Here is a 13992-nt window from a genome sequence, read left to right on the forward strand (position 1 = left end):
GGGGAAGGCGAAGACGCTGGCGCGGGCGCTGCCGTTGGCGGCGGCCTTTTTATTGGCGGGGGTCTCGGTGAACCTCTACACGCCGTTGCGGGCGGCGCGGCAGCCGCTCTTCAACTGGAACGACCCCTCCACCGCGGCCTCGCTCTACGCCCACCTGGCCGGTGTCCAATATCAGGGTAACTTCCTCGAGGAGGGGTTGGCCGGCGTGCGGGAGGCGTGGGCGCAGTATCGCGGCGCGGTCTTGTCCAACGTCACGCCGCTGGCGGCGTTCGCGGCGGCGGGGCTGGCGTGGTTGTTCGCGAAACGCCGGTGGGCCGTCGCGCCGGCGCTTGTGCTGTATTATGCCGGGTACCTCGCCTATTGCGTCGTGTATTCTATTCCCGACATCTGGTACTACTTTATCCCGCTGCACCTCGCCGCGGCGTTCGTGGCCGCTGTCGGCGTCGGCGTCGTCGCGCGCGTTATAGCGGAGAGGTTTACGGCGGCGCGTTTGCCGGTCGCGGCGTGCGCGGCGGCGGCAATCCTCGCGGCTACGGGGTGGGCGTTCGCGACGAATTACCCGTACGGCCATCGCCGCGGCTTCATCTTCGCGGAGACGTACGGCCGGCGCCTGCTGGCGGCGCTGCCGGAGAAAGCCCTCTTCTTCCCCAGCGGCGACACGAACACCTTCATAACCTGGTACAACCTTTACGCGCGGCGCTCCCGGCCCGACGTGGCCGTCGTGGACCAGATCCGGCTCGCGAGCCGCGGGTATTTAACGGCGCTCGCGCGCCGCAACCCGGACCTGGTCGTCCCGGAAGAGGCGGAGGTGCGCGTTCTCGCCGAGCGGGCCGTGGCGCGCGGCGACTACGACGTTTCCGGAATCATCTTCCGCTCGAGCGACGACTTCATTTTACCCGAGGTCATCGCGGCCATAATTGCCGAGAACGCGGGCCGTCGCCGGATGTTCTGGGGGCTGGGCGACCGGAGCAAGAGGTTGCGGAAATATTTCGTTCCGTACGATCTGGCGTTGGAGGTGGTAACGGAGGAACCTCCCCCGGCGGAAGTGCGCCGGCGCGCCGCGGCGTCGATTCGGGCCTTCACGGCTTTGATGGCCGAAATCGAGGAAAAGGGCCGGGGCGAGCTTCGCGACCCGTTTTTTGCGCGGCTCGTCACGATATATTATTCCCGCTTGAGCAATCACCTGGCCGACCGCGGCATCATCCAACCCCAGGAGGAGTTGTTGAAGTCGTACGTCCGTCTTCTCCCGGACGACCCCGACGGCTACCAGAATTTAGCCAGCATTTATATGGTGTCGGGCCGGGAGGAGGAGGCGGTGAAATATTACCGGCGGGCGCTGGAGCTAGCTCCCGGAAGTGCCGCTATCCGCGCCAAGCTGGCGCGCGTGCTGTTCGCCGCCGGCCGGGCGGGCGAGGCCGCGGAAGTGGCCGAAACGCTGGCGGCGGACGAAACCGGCGAGGGCGGGTACGTCGGCGCCGTCATCTTCCGCGAGCGGGGCGACTTGGACAAGGCGCTGGCGGCGTTCGAGGCGGCGAAGCCGCGCCACGTCGACGACGCCGAGTTCTGGTGGGAGTTGGGGTTGACGTACGACGCCGCCGGCGACAGCCGCGCCGCGGTCGCGGCTTTCGACAGGTCGCTCGAGCTCAACGCCTACGCGTCGCGCGCGCATACCGCCCGCGGCGTGAACTTCTTAAAGTTGGAGGACGCGACTTCCGCGGCAAAGGATTTCGAGGCCGCGCTCGAGCTCAACCCGGGCGACGCCCAGGCCCACTATAACCTCGCCTGCCTGCGGGCGGGGGAGGGGCGGCCCGACGCCGCCTTGGGACACCTGGCGCTCGCCCTCGAGCTTAAGCCGGGCCGCTACGGGCCGATGGCGCGGGAGGACCCGGACCTCGCGAGCTGCCGCGACAGGCCCGAATTCCGGGCGCTGCTCGAGCGTTACCCGGCCGCGGGACCGGAGGCGGGACGATGAGGCGCATCGCCGGAAAATCCGCGTTGCTCGTCTTCGGCGCGACGTACGTCGCCGCCGCGGCGTTGTACGTCGCCTCCGCGGCCCGGGCGCCGGCCGGCGGCGACTGGGGCGATTTCGTCGCCGCGGCCTCCGTGCTCGGCATCGCCCACCCCACCGGGTACCCCGTTTACCTGCAAATACTCGCGCTCCCGCTTTCGGTGTTGCCGGCGGCGTGGGCCGCGGCCGCGGCGGACGTCGCCAACGCGTTGGCGGTCGCGCTGGCGCCGGCGCTGCTCGCGTGGGGGGCGTATCGCGTAGGCCGCGGGAACGGCCGGGACGACGTCGGTTTAGCGGCGTTCGCGGTCCTGGCCGGCGTACTTTTCGCCGGGGCGCCGTCGTTATGGCTGGAGGCCACGTCGGTAGAGGTCTACGGCGCGGCCTTCGCTTTGCTGCTCGGCGCGCTTTTAATCCTCGACTTGACGCATCGCGGCGACGGCCGGCCTTATATAGCGGCGGCGTTCCTGGGCGGCCTGGGCGCCGGCGTCCATTTGACGGCGTTCGCGTACGTTTTGGTATTGCTCGCCGTATGGGGCGCGGCCCGCCGGCCGCCGGTTCGCGTCGTTTGGTTGGCCGCGGCCTGCTGGGCGCTGGGGTTATCGGCGGCGCTATTTTTACCCATACGCGCCGTCGCCGCGCCGCCCCTAACCTGGACCTGGACCGGCATCAGCGACCTCCGGACGTTCGTCATCCACGCCACCGGCCGCCAGTTCTCCTATAACTTCAGGGCACCGACGTGGCTGCTCGCGACCTTGCGGCTGCGCGAGCTTTTCGCCGCGGTGTGGCGGAGCGGCGGGCCGTTCGTATTCCTCGCGCCCCTGGGCTTGTGGCTCTTATGGCGGCGGGCCCGGGCGGCCGCGGCGGCCGTCGTCGCGGTGTTGGTTTTGAACACGGCCTTTCTCCTCTGCTACGACATCCCGGACCTGGCGAGTTATCAATTGCCGTTCGTAGGGCTGGTCTTCGCGTGTGCGGCGTGTGGGGCGGCGGCCCTCTTCCGCGCCGCGGGCGGGAAATTGCGCGTCGCCGTGACGGCCGTTGCCGCGGCGGCCGTCGCGTTCTCGTTGGCCCGCGAGTGGCCGCGGCAGCGGCGCGACCCGGAATTCATATCCTATTACGGCCGTCAGATAGTCTTGCCGGTGGGGTATCGGGCGGTTTACGTCTCCGGCACGACGACGTCCAACTTCCTCTATTGGTTCCGCCAGTACACCCTCCGACAGCGCCCGGACGTAGAGCTCTACAACATCAACGACGAGCGCTTCGACATCGACAAACTGTCGGCGTTGATTTGGCGCGAGGTCGGCGCCCGCCCGGTATTCGTGGATTATTTCTTCCTGTACCAGACCCACCAGCGCCGCGCCTTTTGCCGGCGGGGCCGGCCGGCGGGTTTCATACTGGGGCTGGCCGACCGCGAGACCGGGCCCGAGGAGGCGTGGCCGCTGGACGCCGAGGTGTTGGCCCGGGCCGGCGCTTTCGCGACGGCCCGGCGCTACCGCAAAGGCGACCCGGACCAGGGATTGAACCTCGCCGTAAGCGTTTGGGAATACCACGGCCTCTTCTACGAGTACCGCGGCGACCCGGGCCGGACGGCGTACTATCTCGAACGCGCCGCCGCGTTCGACGTCGACTCGTCCGTGCCTTACATCAACCTGGCCCGGTTTTACTTTGACCAGGGCCGGTACGAGGAGGCGCGCCGGGCGGCGCATAAGGCCGTCGCCATCGGGGGGGAGGAGTATATGTCGTATATGGCGTACGCGTACCTGGCGATGGCCGACCAGGCCGAGGGCGACCTCGACGCGGCGCTGAAACACGCCCGCGTGGCCGTGGCGCTCAAACCCCACGACGGCAAGACCCACCGGCTGGTGGCCGCGATTTACCTCGAGCGGGGCGAGCGCGAACGCGCCAAGCGCGAGCTGGAGAATACGCTTGAGTGCGGCTACAACGACCCCGACGTCGTCCTCCTTCTGGCGGCTATGTATCGGCGGGAAGGCCGCGACGACGAGGCGTTTAAGCTGCTGGCCGAGAACGTCCACGAGTATAACGACGTGCGCTTGATGAACGCGTACGCGCTGGCGCTCATCGCCCGGGGGCGGTACGTCGAGGCCAAGGCCGAGCTTGTGCGCGCGGCCCGCATCGCCCCCCATTCGGCCGAGGTCCGCGCCAACCTCGCCCGGCTGGAGGCGATGGGGTGGTAGGGGCGGGGCCGACCGGCTCTACCGGAACAACCCCCTACGCGTTGCGCCCCTACGGCCGGTAATAATCGTCCTCGGGCCAACGGCCGGCGTTGTCGTAAATATACGCGTGGATGCGCGCGGCCTCATCGTCGTCCCTGATGATCCGTTCGTAATAATTACGTTGCCACGCCCGCGCGCCCGGCGTCCCGCGCAATAGGTTGATGCGTTTCGTTACGGCCATTTTGAACCCGGCGACGAACGACCCCAACGACCCCGGCGGCCTGTATGCCGCCGGTCGTTGTGCGTTCGTTTCGGGTAGGGGCGTAACGCGTGGGGGCGCAACACGTTGCGCCCCTACAGCGTCGTCCGTTATAATTACGATGCCGTGGACGTGGTTGGGCATAACGACGAACGCGTCCAATTCGATTTCGGGCCTGTGGGCCGCGGAACGCAACCATTCCTCCCGGGCGACGAGGCCGTAGTCGTTCAAACGGACCGCGTCGCCGTCGACGGCCCCGAACAGACGTTCCGGGCCGTACGTGCATATCGTAATGAAATACGCCCCGGCCGCCGCGTAATCGTAGCCGCGGAGGCGGATGGACCGGCGGTGGTGTTTGTGGCGGTCGAACGTCATAAAACGTTCATCGTAGGGGCGCAACGTGTTGCGCCCTTATGCGTTGCGCCCCGACGCGTTGCGCCCCTACCGGAACAACCCCTTCACCCGCCCCAGCGACGTTGGCGCGGCGGCGGCGCCGGTCATCGTTATTCGCATGTAATGTACGTAATCCTGGACGCGGCCGGCGTCGGGGTAGCCGCATTCCGGTATGCCTTTCGTCACGAAGGACACGACGCACCGCCCCATGAAGTCCCGGCCCCAGTCGGTGTAGGCGTTGGCCTCGTTCTCCTGCCCCGCCCACCACACCTCGACGATGAGGTTATCGCGGCCGTTATAATCGAACGGCGCGTCGCAGGTGAAGCCGAACCAATCGTTGAGTTTGGGGTCGAATTGTACGGGGTCGCGGTAGAAGACTTGCGCCGGCGTGTTGCCGTCGTAGTTGTCGGCGTACTTCTCGGTCAGCGCGCGCCGCGAGGTGTGGCACAGCGTAAGGCGGAACTTGAAATATTTCCCGGCCTTGACCTCCTTGCCGACGCCGAACCACTCCCACCTGGTGACGCGGCCGGCGGGAAGGGCGTCCGTTTGCAGCACGAGGTCCTGCATCCTGCAGGCCTCGCTCCCTCAACAGCCGCGGAACGGGTAGTCGCCGTCGGTCCCGCGCTCGCCGACGAGGAACTGGTCCGCCGCAGCCGGCGCGAGGCAGGCCAATATCATTACGAGGCCGAATACGCTGCGCATCGCACTACCTCCCGTTGGTAAAAGGGTTCGCGCTCTCTATGAAATTTTAAACCTTAGGGGCGGCGGCGTTGTCAAGGAAGCGGGTTGCGTTTCGTAACGGCGCCCGTGGGGCGGAACGCGTTCCGCCCCTACGGCCCGCCGCCCTCGTTCAACACCTCCGCCGTGTGCCGGGCCTCGGCCTTTGCGCCCCGGCGCCGCAGCGCCTCGTTAATATATAAGACGCAGGCCGGACAGCCGGTCGCGACGACGTCCGCGCCGGTGGCTTCTACCGCCGCGGCTTTCTCGCCCCCTATCTTCGCGAAGACGTCGTCGTACGTCAGGCCGTACGCGCCGGCGCCGCCGCAGCACGTCACGGCCCCCGGCGCCTCCAACTCGACGAGCCGGCCGATTTTACTTAAAAGCGTCCGCGGCTCCGCGGTGACGCCCAGCCCCCGCGCCAGGTGGCACGGGTCGTGATACGTGACGCGGCCGTCGTCCCGCGCCTCGATAACGTCGGGCGGGATTAGCTCGGTAAAATCCTTCACCCGCTCCTTGAAAGACGCCGCGCCCGGGACCTCCAGCACGTCGTTATAATAATACGTGAGCATCGTGCCGCAGCTGCCGCAGTCGACGACGACCGGCTCGTCGCCGGCGAGGGCCGCTACGTTCCGCGCGGCGAGCTCGCGGGCCAGGTCGACGTCGCCGTTCGCGAGCGCCGGGATGCCGCAGCACCGGCGCGCGGCGGGTACGAAGACCAGGTAGCCGGCCCGGGTGAGGAGCTCGACCACCGCTCGAGCGGTAGATGGGTAAAGGTACGTCGCCCCGCAGCCGGCGAAGTACGTGACCCGGCCGCGCCACTCGGTCCCCTCCGCCGGTATGAAGTATTGTTCCCGGGAGGCGTCGAACGGCTTCGCCTCCAGCTTGGGAAGCGCCAGCCGGGGCGGTAGGCCGAAGAACCACAGCGCGAAGGGCAGGAGGTGCGCCTGCTGCGCGACGTACAACAGCCGCGTCAACAGCGCCAGGAGCCGGGGACGGCCCAGCGCGAGGCGGTAGGCCCACGATTTGAAGAAGGGGAAGCCGCCGCGGCAGAGCCCCGCCTCCCGCGCGGCGAGGACCAACACGTCGCCGGCCACGCCCGAGGGGCAGCGCTCCGCGCAGGCGCGGCAGCTCAAGCAGTACGCCAGCGACTCGAGGAACGGCGCGCCGAACTCCTCGGCCGGGGGCTCGCCCTCCAGCGCCGCCTCCAGCAGCGCCAGCCGGCCCCGCGGCGAGAAGCGCTCCGAGGCCGTCGCGCGGAAGGCCGGGCACACCTCGCGGCACAGGCCGCAACGAAGGCACCGCGCGAGGTTTTCGCGCCAGCCGTCGATGAGGTTGTCTCGTATTTTCGCGGCCATTTACGGTTCGGCGGCAAAAAACGGTTGCTTTGGCGCGGGGTTAAAACGTAATATACGGCGTACCGAGGCGGATAGGCGTTGCACAATATTACTATAATAACGGTTGCGATAACAGCGCTAACGGCGGCGGCCGCGGCCGGCGAAAAACCGCCGCCGCCTGGGCGGGCGTTCATAGGCCTGAACGCGGCCTTCGGCCGCAGCGCCGCGGCCGGCAACCGCGTCGCGGCGTCGGGCCGGGGCGCGGCCTTCCGCGGCGAGTTCGGCTGCCGGCTCAGCCCCGCCGTCACGCTGCCGTACGTTACGGGCGGCGCGAGCTGGAGCCGGGGCGACGCGCCCGAGTGGGATATAGAGGAGTACCCCGAGCCCGCGCGGTACCTGGGCTTGTACGCGACGCAACTGACCGCCGGCGGCTACTACGGTTACCCGTTCGTGGGCGACGTTCTCGCGGCGTACGGCGGGCCGGCCTTCCTCGCCGCGTGGCCGCGGCGCGAGGTGCAGACCTGGTACGGAGGCACGATGAAGTCGAGGTCCGGCTCGGGCCTCGGTTGGGCGTTGGTGGGCGGCGTCGAGTTCGCGCCCGGCGGCGGCCAGACGCTGAGCCTACAGGTTCTGAACGGCCGGGCGTATTCGGCGTGGTCGGATTTGCCGGCCGGCGCCGACGAGGATTTCGTTTTCGAGCAGCTGCAGGTCGGCGGCGTATTTCGCTTCTTTTTGTTTTAAATGACAGGGGGCCGCGATGCGGCGTTTGACGGTGATATTTTTAATGGCTATGACCTCGGCCGGCGCGGGGGCGTCCGCGGACGCGGACCTTCCGGGCCGCATCTCTTTCGGCTTCAACGTCGGCGGCTGCCACAGCGCGAACGACCACGAGCTCTGGTCGGGGAGCGGAGCGGGGTACGCGTACTTCGGCGAGGTGGCGTACGAGCCGGCGAGCTGGCTCGTCGCACCCGAGCTGCAGTGGGGTTATACCTACGCCTCCGGCGACGCGCCGGCCCGGGAAGGGGAGGAGTATCCCGTCCCCCCTACGGAGTTGAAGGGTGAAGGTGACACCTTTTTAATGGGCGGCCGCGCGCGGGTTCCGCTGTGGCGGATGAGGCTCCGGCCTTACGCCGGCGGCGGCGCGGTTTGGACGAACTACCACCGCATCGTAATGGATAATTCCGACGTACTTTCGGATAAAGGGAGCTTCGGCACCGGCTGGGCGGCGCTCGCCGGTTTGGAGTTCTTCCCGGACCCGGCGACCGGCTTCTCTTTGGTCGTGGAGTACCGGTACGCGTCGACCCGCCAGGAATGGCGGGAGCCCGTCAGGTCGTGGAATAAAGGCGCCTTCGACCCCAAGTTCAACCTGACGGAGAAGCTGGTTACGCTGGGGGTCAAGGTATACACATTATGAACGGGGGATGATGATGGCCGAAGAATGGCAAGGACCGCTGGAGAAGGTTGACGCGTGGCGTTGGCGGCTGCCGAAATCGTACGACGGCCGCATGCGCGTCGACGGCATGATATACGCCGACGAAAAAATGCTGGGGCACTTGCGGATGGACAAGACGCCGCAGCAGGTGGCGAACGTCGCCGCGCTGCCGGGCATAGTCGGTTACTCGCTCGCCATGCCGGATATCCACTGGGGGTACGGCTTCCCCATCGGTGGCGTGGCGGCGACGCGCGAGCGCGACGGCGTCGTCTCGCCGGGGGGCGTGGGCTACGACATCAACTGCGGCGTCCGCCTTATGAGCACGTCGCTTACCGTCGACGACGTACGGGGCAAGGTCCGCGGGCTGCTGCAGGGCCTGTACGACGCCATACCGTGCGGCATCGGCACCAAGAGCAAGCTCCGGCTGAGCGAGGCCGAACTCAAAAGGGCGCTGCGGGACGGCGCGCGGTGGGCCGTGGCGCAGGGCTTCGGCGACGCGGCCGACCTCGAGCGCACCGAGGCCGGCGGCTCGCTCCCCGACGCGGACCCCGGCGCGCTGTCGGCGCGGGCGTTGGAACGCGGCCGGCCGCAGCTCGGGACGTTGGGGGCCGGCAACCACTTCATCGAGATCGGTCGGGTGGCGGAGCTCTTCGACGAGGGCGCCGCGCGAGCCTTCGGCCTCGAGCCCGACGGCGTCACGCTTATGATTCACTCCGGCTCCCGCGGCCTCGGCTACCAGGTGTGCGACGATTGGGTCAAAGTAATGCGCAGCGCGATGGGCCGCTATAAGATATCGGTTCCGGACCAGCAGCTGGCGTGCGCGCCCATAAACTCGGACGAGGGCCGGGGCTACCTGGGCGCGATGAACGCCGCGGCCAACTATGCCTGGGCCAACCGACAGATAATGATGTACTGGGCCGAGGAGGTCTTCGTTAAAGTACTGGGCGCCTCTCCGCGCGGGCTGGGGATGAACCTGGTGTACGACGTGGCGCACAACATCGCCAAGTTCGAGACCCACGACGTCGACGGCCGGCGCGAGGAGTTGCTCGTCCACCGCAAGGGCGCCACCCGCGCCTTCGGCCCGGGCCAAGCCGAGCTGGCCGACGTGTACCGGGACCTGGGCCAACCGGTTATCATCCCGGGGGATATGGGCACCGAGTCGTTCGTCTTGCTGGGCACCGCGCGCGCGATGGCCGAGACCTGGGGCTCGACCTGCCACGGCGCGGGCCGCGTAATGAGCCGCAAGGAGGCGACGAGGCGGGCCAAGGGCCGCTCCATCTCGCGCGAGCTGGAGGACCGCGGCGTCGAGGTCGTGTGCCGCTCGCCCAAGACGCTGGCCGAGGAGATGAGCGACGCCTACAAGGACGTGAGCGACGTAGTCAACGTCGTGACCAACGCCGGCATTTCGAAGGCGGTGGCGCGCCTCGAGCCGTTGGGGGTCATCAAGGGGTAGCGGCCTAAGGCGACGGCTCCCGGGATACGTTTCGGGACGTTCGGGGCGAAGCCGTTTTTGCCGGCCTTCGTGGGGCGTTTGGGGGTCGGACGCCGAAAAAAACCTTGACATTTGAAACCGGTTCTTTTAAAATCACGTTCCGTTTATTTCACCTTCTTAATGGCGCGGATTTAACCTTAGCGCGATTAGTTTTTAGGCGGGTTTGTGAAAAACGTAGCAAATTACTAAAGCTCCCGGGCGGAGTATCCCCTTTGGCCGTAAGGATACGCGATATTGCAGAAAAGCTCGGCGCCGAAGTCTTGACCGGCGAAGACGGCTTGGACCGCGACGTCGGCGTCGTGATATCCTCGGACCTCGTCAGCGACATCCTCTGCTGTAGGGACGTCGAGGCGTTTCTTATCACCGGCCTGGCGAAGATCCAGATATTACGCGCCGCGGACATGATCGACCTTATCGGTATTTGCTTCGTGCGCGGTAAGGCGCCGGAGGCGGAAGTCGTCGATTACGCCCGCGAGATCGGCCTTCCGGTGATACTTACGCCCAAGACGATGTACGAGTCGTGCGGCTTGGTCTACCAACTCGGCGCGAAGAGCGGGGCGTATATCCCACCCGGCAGAGGGGAATAGCGGCGCGCGATGACCGGCGCCGATTTTATCTGGACCCGGGAGGGAATAGACTTCGACAAGGTCAGAGGTTGCGCGGGGGTGGCGGCCGACGAGGCCATCGAGACCGAAAAAAGGATAATGGGGGGCGACTTCGCCACCGCCGGGGCCGGCGCCATCCAGATAAAGCGGCTGATAAAGAAATTGGCCATATCGCCCCAGGTGGTCCGGCGCGCGGCGATAGCGTGCTTCGAGGCCGAGGTCAACGTTACGGTCTACGCCAGGGAGGGTAACATAAAGGCGCGCGTAACGCCGCTGTGCATATACGTGGTCGTCGAAGACCGGGGCCCGGGGATACCGGATATCGAACAAGCGATGCAACCTGGTTGGACCACCGCCACCCCCGAAGTTCGCGAGATGGGCTTCGGCGCCGGCTTGGGCCTTCCCAACATACGGGGTAACGTCGATTTTTTAAAGATAACGTCGAAGGTGGGCGAGGGCACGGTATTAGAGTTTGCCATCTTGCTGAGCTGAAGTTCAACGTGAGAGTTCTAAAGCGCCACGGCGGTTCCGACATCTTTGCAGCTAAGCTCCTTCGTCGTGGCTTAAGAAAAAGCTGCGCAAATCCCAAAATTTCGGAGCTTACCGAACCGTCTAAGGAGGCCTTATGGCCGAGGTAGGCAAAGCTATTTGGCGCGAGACGCCCGACCTGGGCTTCTTGAACGAGATCCTCGCTATGCCGGGGGGCGAGGCGGTGGCGGCGTGCATCCAGTGCGGCACGTGCTCCGGGACTTGCCCCACCGCCCGCGACATGGATTATACGCCGCGCGAGGTGATGGCCCTCACCCGCGCCGGTTACCGCGACCGCGTCCTGGGCAGCAACATGATCTGGATGTGCGCCTCCTGTTACTCCTGCTACGTCAAGTGCCCCAAAGAGATCAAGCTGACCGATTTCTTCTACAAGTTAAAACAGATGGCCATGCGCGAGCGGTACGAGAACCCGGCGTCGAAGCGGGCCCGGGCGCTGGCGAAGAATTTCGCGGGCGTCGTCCGCTGGCTGGGCCGCAGCAACGAGATGTGGCTCTTGATGAGGTACTTCCTGGCCACCAACATCTTCGGCGCGTTCAAATACGCCGGGATGGGTTTGAGCCTCCTCACGACCGGCCGGCTCGAGGTGTTCCCCAAGAAATCCAAGAGCGCGAGCGACGTTAGAAAGATAATAGCGAGGTCGCGCGAAGAGGCGGCGATGCGGCCATGACGACGTACGCGTACTACCCCGGGTGTTCTATCGAAGCGACGGCGAAACCCTACGGCCGGTCGATAGAGGCCACGGCGCCGGCGCTGGGGTTGGATTTGAGAGAGGTCGAGGACTGGAATTGCTGCGGCGCTACGGCCTATATGTCCTACGACCACGTCGAGGCCTTCTCCGTCGCGAGCCGCAACCTGGCGATAGCGGAAAAGATGTCGTCCTCGTCCAACGGCGCGGTCGAGGTCGTCGCGCCGTGCAGCGCGTGCTTCGCGGTCCTCAACAACGCCGTGCACTACATGGCCGAGGACCCGAAGTTGTTCGGCGTCGTCAACGACGCGCTGGCCGCCGCCGACCTTCGCTACGAGGGCAAGGTCCGCGTCCGCCACTTACTCGACGTCTACATCAACGACGTACCGGAGGAAGTCCTCAAGGCCAAGATTATCCGCGATTTGGCGATGGTGCGGCTCGCGCCTTATTACGGTTGCCAGATCGTCCGGCCCAAGAACGAATTCGACGACTACGACCAACCCACGAAGTTCGACGACTACCTGAAGCTGTTGGGCGCCCAGGTGGCGTATTACCCGGTGAAGGCCAAGTGCTGCGCCGGGACCTTCATAACTACCCAACCCGAGATCGCGGCGCGCATGGTCGGCCTGCTGCTCAAGACCGCCCAGGAGCACGGCGCCGACGGGATCGTGACCTGCTGTCCCCTCTGCCAGTTCAACCTCGACAACTTCCAGAAGGAAGCCGGCGATTACTACGGCGAGGAGTTCAACATCCCCGTCTTATATTTTACGCAAATCGTGGGGCTCGCGCTGGGCGTCCCGCCCGGCGAGCTCGACATCGATAACCACAGGGTATCCGCTGACGCCTTGTTGGCAAAGATAGTCTGAGCCGGAGGTAACGATGGTAGCGGAAGAAGAACCCAAAACCGGCGAAGAGGAAGAACCGAGAACCGGCGTCTACGTCTGTCACTGCGGCCACAACATCCTGGGTATGGTCGACGTGCCGGCGGTGGTGGAGGACGCGGTGAAGTTGCCCGGCGTCGTCGTAGCGCGCGAATACCAGTTCATGTGTTCCGACCCCGGCCAGGAGCTTATAAAAAAAGACATCCGCGAGCTGGGCCTCAACCGCGTCGTCGTGGCCTCCTGCTCGCCCTTGATGCACGAGCGGACGTTCCGGCGCACGTGCGCCGAGGCGGGTCTTAACCCGTACCTGTTCGCGATGGCCAACATCCGCGAACACGTCTCGTGGGTTTCGGAGGACCGCGAGCTGGCCACCGACAAGGCGAAGCAGCTCATCCACGGCGAGGTGCGGCGGGTAGCGCTGCAGGAGGCGCTGACCCCCACGGTGGTGGAGGTTACGCCCGCGGCGTTGGTGGTCGGCGGCGGCATCGCCGGCATTCAGGCCGCGCTCGACATCGCCGACGCCGGCAAGAAAGTATACCTCGTCGAGCGCGAGGCCAGTATCGGCGGCCATATGTCGGTATTCGACAAAACCTTCCCCACGCTCGACTGCGCCGCCTGCATCCTGACGCCCAAGATGGTGGACGTCGGCGTCCACCCTAATATCGAGCTCCTCACCTATTCCGAAGTCACCAACGTGGACGGCTTCGTCGGCAACTTCAAGGTGACGGTTAAAAAGAAAGCGCGGTACGTCGACCTCGAGAAGTGCAACAGCTGCGGCGACTGTATGGAGAAATGCCCGCGCATACCGTACCCCTCCAAGCTTATCATCGCGATCGAGGGTACGACTATTAAGGCCAAGAAACTCGAGGAGAAAGAAAAGGCCCGGGCCGCGGCCGGGGAATAACGCCCCAGCCGGCCGGCGCCGCGGTTGCGGGAGGATACGATATGGCTATCGATATGGAACGGGCCGAGACGTTGGTGGAAAATTTCCGCCGGAGTGACGCCAGTTTAATCGAGCTGTTGTTGGATGTCCAGGACGAGTTCAACTACGTCCCGGAGAAGGTCCTCATTATGGCCGCCGAAAGGCTCCACGTTCCGCTGGAGCGTATCCTCGGCCTTTCGACTTTTTACAACGCGTTTTCCGGCGCGCCGCAGGGAAGGTCTCACGTCAAGGTGTGCACCGGTACGGCGTGTATCGTCCGCGGCGCGCAGGCGATTCTGGAGAAGGTCATCGACGAGACCGGCGTGGCGCCGGGGGAGACCTCCGATGACGGCGACGTCTCGCTCGAGAGCGTGCACTGCGTTGGCGCGTGCGCGTTAGGGCCCATCATAGTGGCGAACGAGGAATATTACGGTCACGTGACTACGACGAAGGCCGGAGAAATTATCCGGAAACTGAAAGAGGGCGCCGCGGAAGAGGAGAAGGTAACCGCAGCGTAGGCCGAGGGTCTTACCGGAGCCTG

At 65.9% G+C, this 13992-nt stretch carries 14 protein-coding genes; 11 read left to right on the forward strand and 3 right to left on the reverse strand.

What is annotated here, in order from left to right; translation table 11 throughout:
* Positions 1-1972, forward strand: a 1972-nt coding sequence (locus tag VMX79_01090) for a tetratricopeptide repeat protein (protein HUV85688.1), incomplete at its 5' end; no start/stop codon positions are given.
* Entirely contained in the window at positions 1969-4200 is a 2232-nt protein-coding gene (locus VMX79_01095; GenBank protein HUV85689.1) for a tetratricopeptide repeat protein, read from the forward strand. The genes VMX79_01090 and VMX79_01095, both read left to right, overlap by 4 nt.
* A 49-nt stretch (positions 4201-4249) precedes the next feature.
* On the opposite strand, the gene VMX79_01100 is transcribed toward VMX79_01095, so the two are convergent.
* From VMX79_01100 to VMX79_01110, 3 genes are all read right to left on the reverse strand, one after another.
* Positions 4250-4813 (reverse strand): transposase, encoded by a 564-nt coding sequence (locus VMX79_01100; GenBank protein HUV85690.1) that lies wholly within the window; start codon positions 4811-4813, stop codon positions 4250-4252.
* Between the two features lie 66 nt (positions 4814-4879).
* Entirely contained in the window at positions 4880-5398 is a 519-nt protein-coding gene (locus VMX79_01105) for a hypothetical protein (protein ID HUV85691.1), read from the reverse strand.
* 263 nt (positions 5399-5661) lie between these two features.
* Positions 5662-6906 (reverse strand): (Fe-S)-binding protein, encoded by a 1245-nt coding sequence (locus VMX79_01110; protein ID HUV85692.1) that lies wholly within the window; start codon positions 6904-6906, stop codon positions 5662-5664.
* A gap of 78 nt (positions 6907-6984) precedes the next feature.
* On the opposite strand from VMX79_01110, the gene VMX79_01115 reads away from it, so the two are divergent.
* From VMX79_01115 to VMX79_01155, 9 genes are all read left to right on the forward strand, one after another.
* Entirely contained in the window at positions 6985-7626 is a 642-nt protein-coding gene (locus VMX79_01115; protein HUV85693.1) for a hypothetical protein, read from the forward strand.
* 16 nt (positions 7627-7642) lie between these two features.
* Complete coding sequence (locus VMX79_01120; GenBank protein HUV85694.1) at positions 7643-8299, forward strand: hypothetical protein; 657 nt, start codon at positions 7643-7645, stop codon at positions 8297-8299.
* 13 nt (positions 8300-8312) lie between these two features.
* Positions 8313-9770, forward strand: a complete 1458-nt coding sequence (locus VMX79_01125) for an RtcB family protein (GenBank protein HUV85695.1) — start codon at positions 8313-8315, stop codon at positions 9768-9770.
* A 251-nt stretch (positions 9771-10021) separates the two neighbouring features.
* Entirely contained in the window at positions 10022-10396 is a 375-nt protein-coding gene (locus VMX79_01130; protein HUV85696.1) for a DRTGG domain-containing protein, read from the forward strand.
* 9 nt (positions 10397-10405) lie between these two features.
* A complete protein-coding gene (locus tag VMX79_01135) occupies positions 10406-10906 on the forward strand; it encodes an ATP-binding protein (GenBank protein ID HUV85697.1) in 501 nt (166 codons plus the stop codon).
* Between the two features lie 133 nt (positions 10907-11039).
* Positions 11040-11630 carry a 4Fe-4S dicluster domain-containing protein gene (locus tag VMX79_01140; GenBank protein ID HUV85698.1) on the forward strand — a complete coding sequence of 197 codons (591 nt, stop codon included), beginning with the start codon at positions 11040-11042 and terminating at the stop codon, positions 11628-11630.
* On the forward strand, positions 11627-12514 hold the full coding sequence (locus tag VMX79_01145) for a CoB--CoM heterodisulfide reductase iron-sulfur subunit B family protein (GenBank protein HUV85699.1): 888 nt from the start codon (positions 11627-11629) through the stop codon (positions 12512-12514). Before VMX79_01140 ends, VMX79_01145 begins: the two co-directional genes overlap by 4 nt.
* Positions 12515-12527: 13 nt before the next feature.
* Complete coding sequence (locus tag VMX79_01150) at positions 12528-13433, forward strand: FAD-dependent oxidoreductase (protein HUV85700.1); 906 nt, start codon at positions 12528-12530, stop codon at positions 13431-13433.
* Positions 13434-13474: 41 nt separating this feature from the next.
* Positions 13475-13969 carry an NAD(P)H-dependent oxidoreductase subunit E gene (locus tag VMX79_01155; protein ID HUV85701.1) on the forward strand — a complete coding sequence of 165 codons (495 nt, stop codon included), beginning with the start codon at positions 13475-13477 and terminating at the stop codon, positions 13967-13969.
* The last annotated feature ends 23 nt before the right edge of the window (positions 13970-13992 follow it).

Source organism: bacterium (assembly GCA_035529855.1).
Taxonomy (GTDB): domain Bacteria; phylum RBG-13-66-14; class B26-G2; order WVWN01; family WVWN01; genus WVWN01.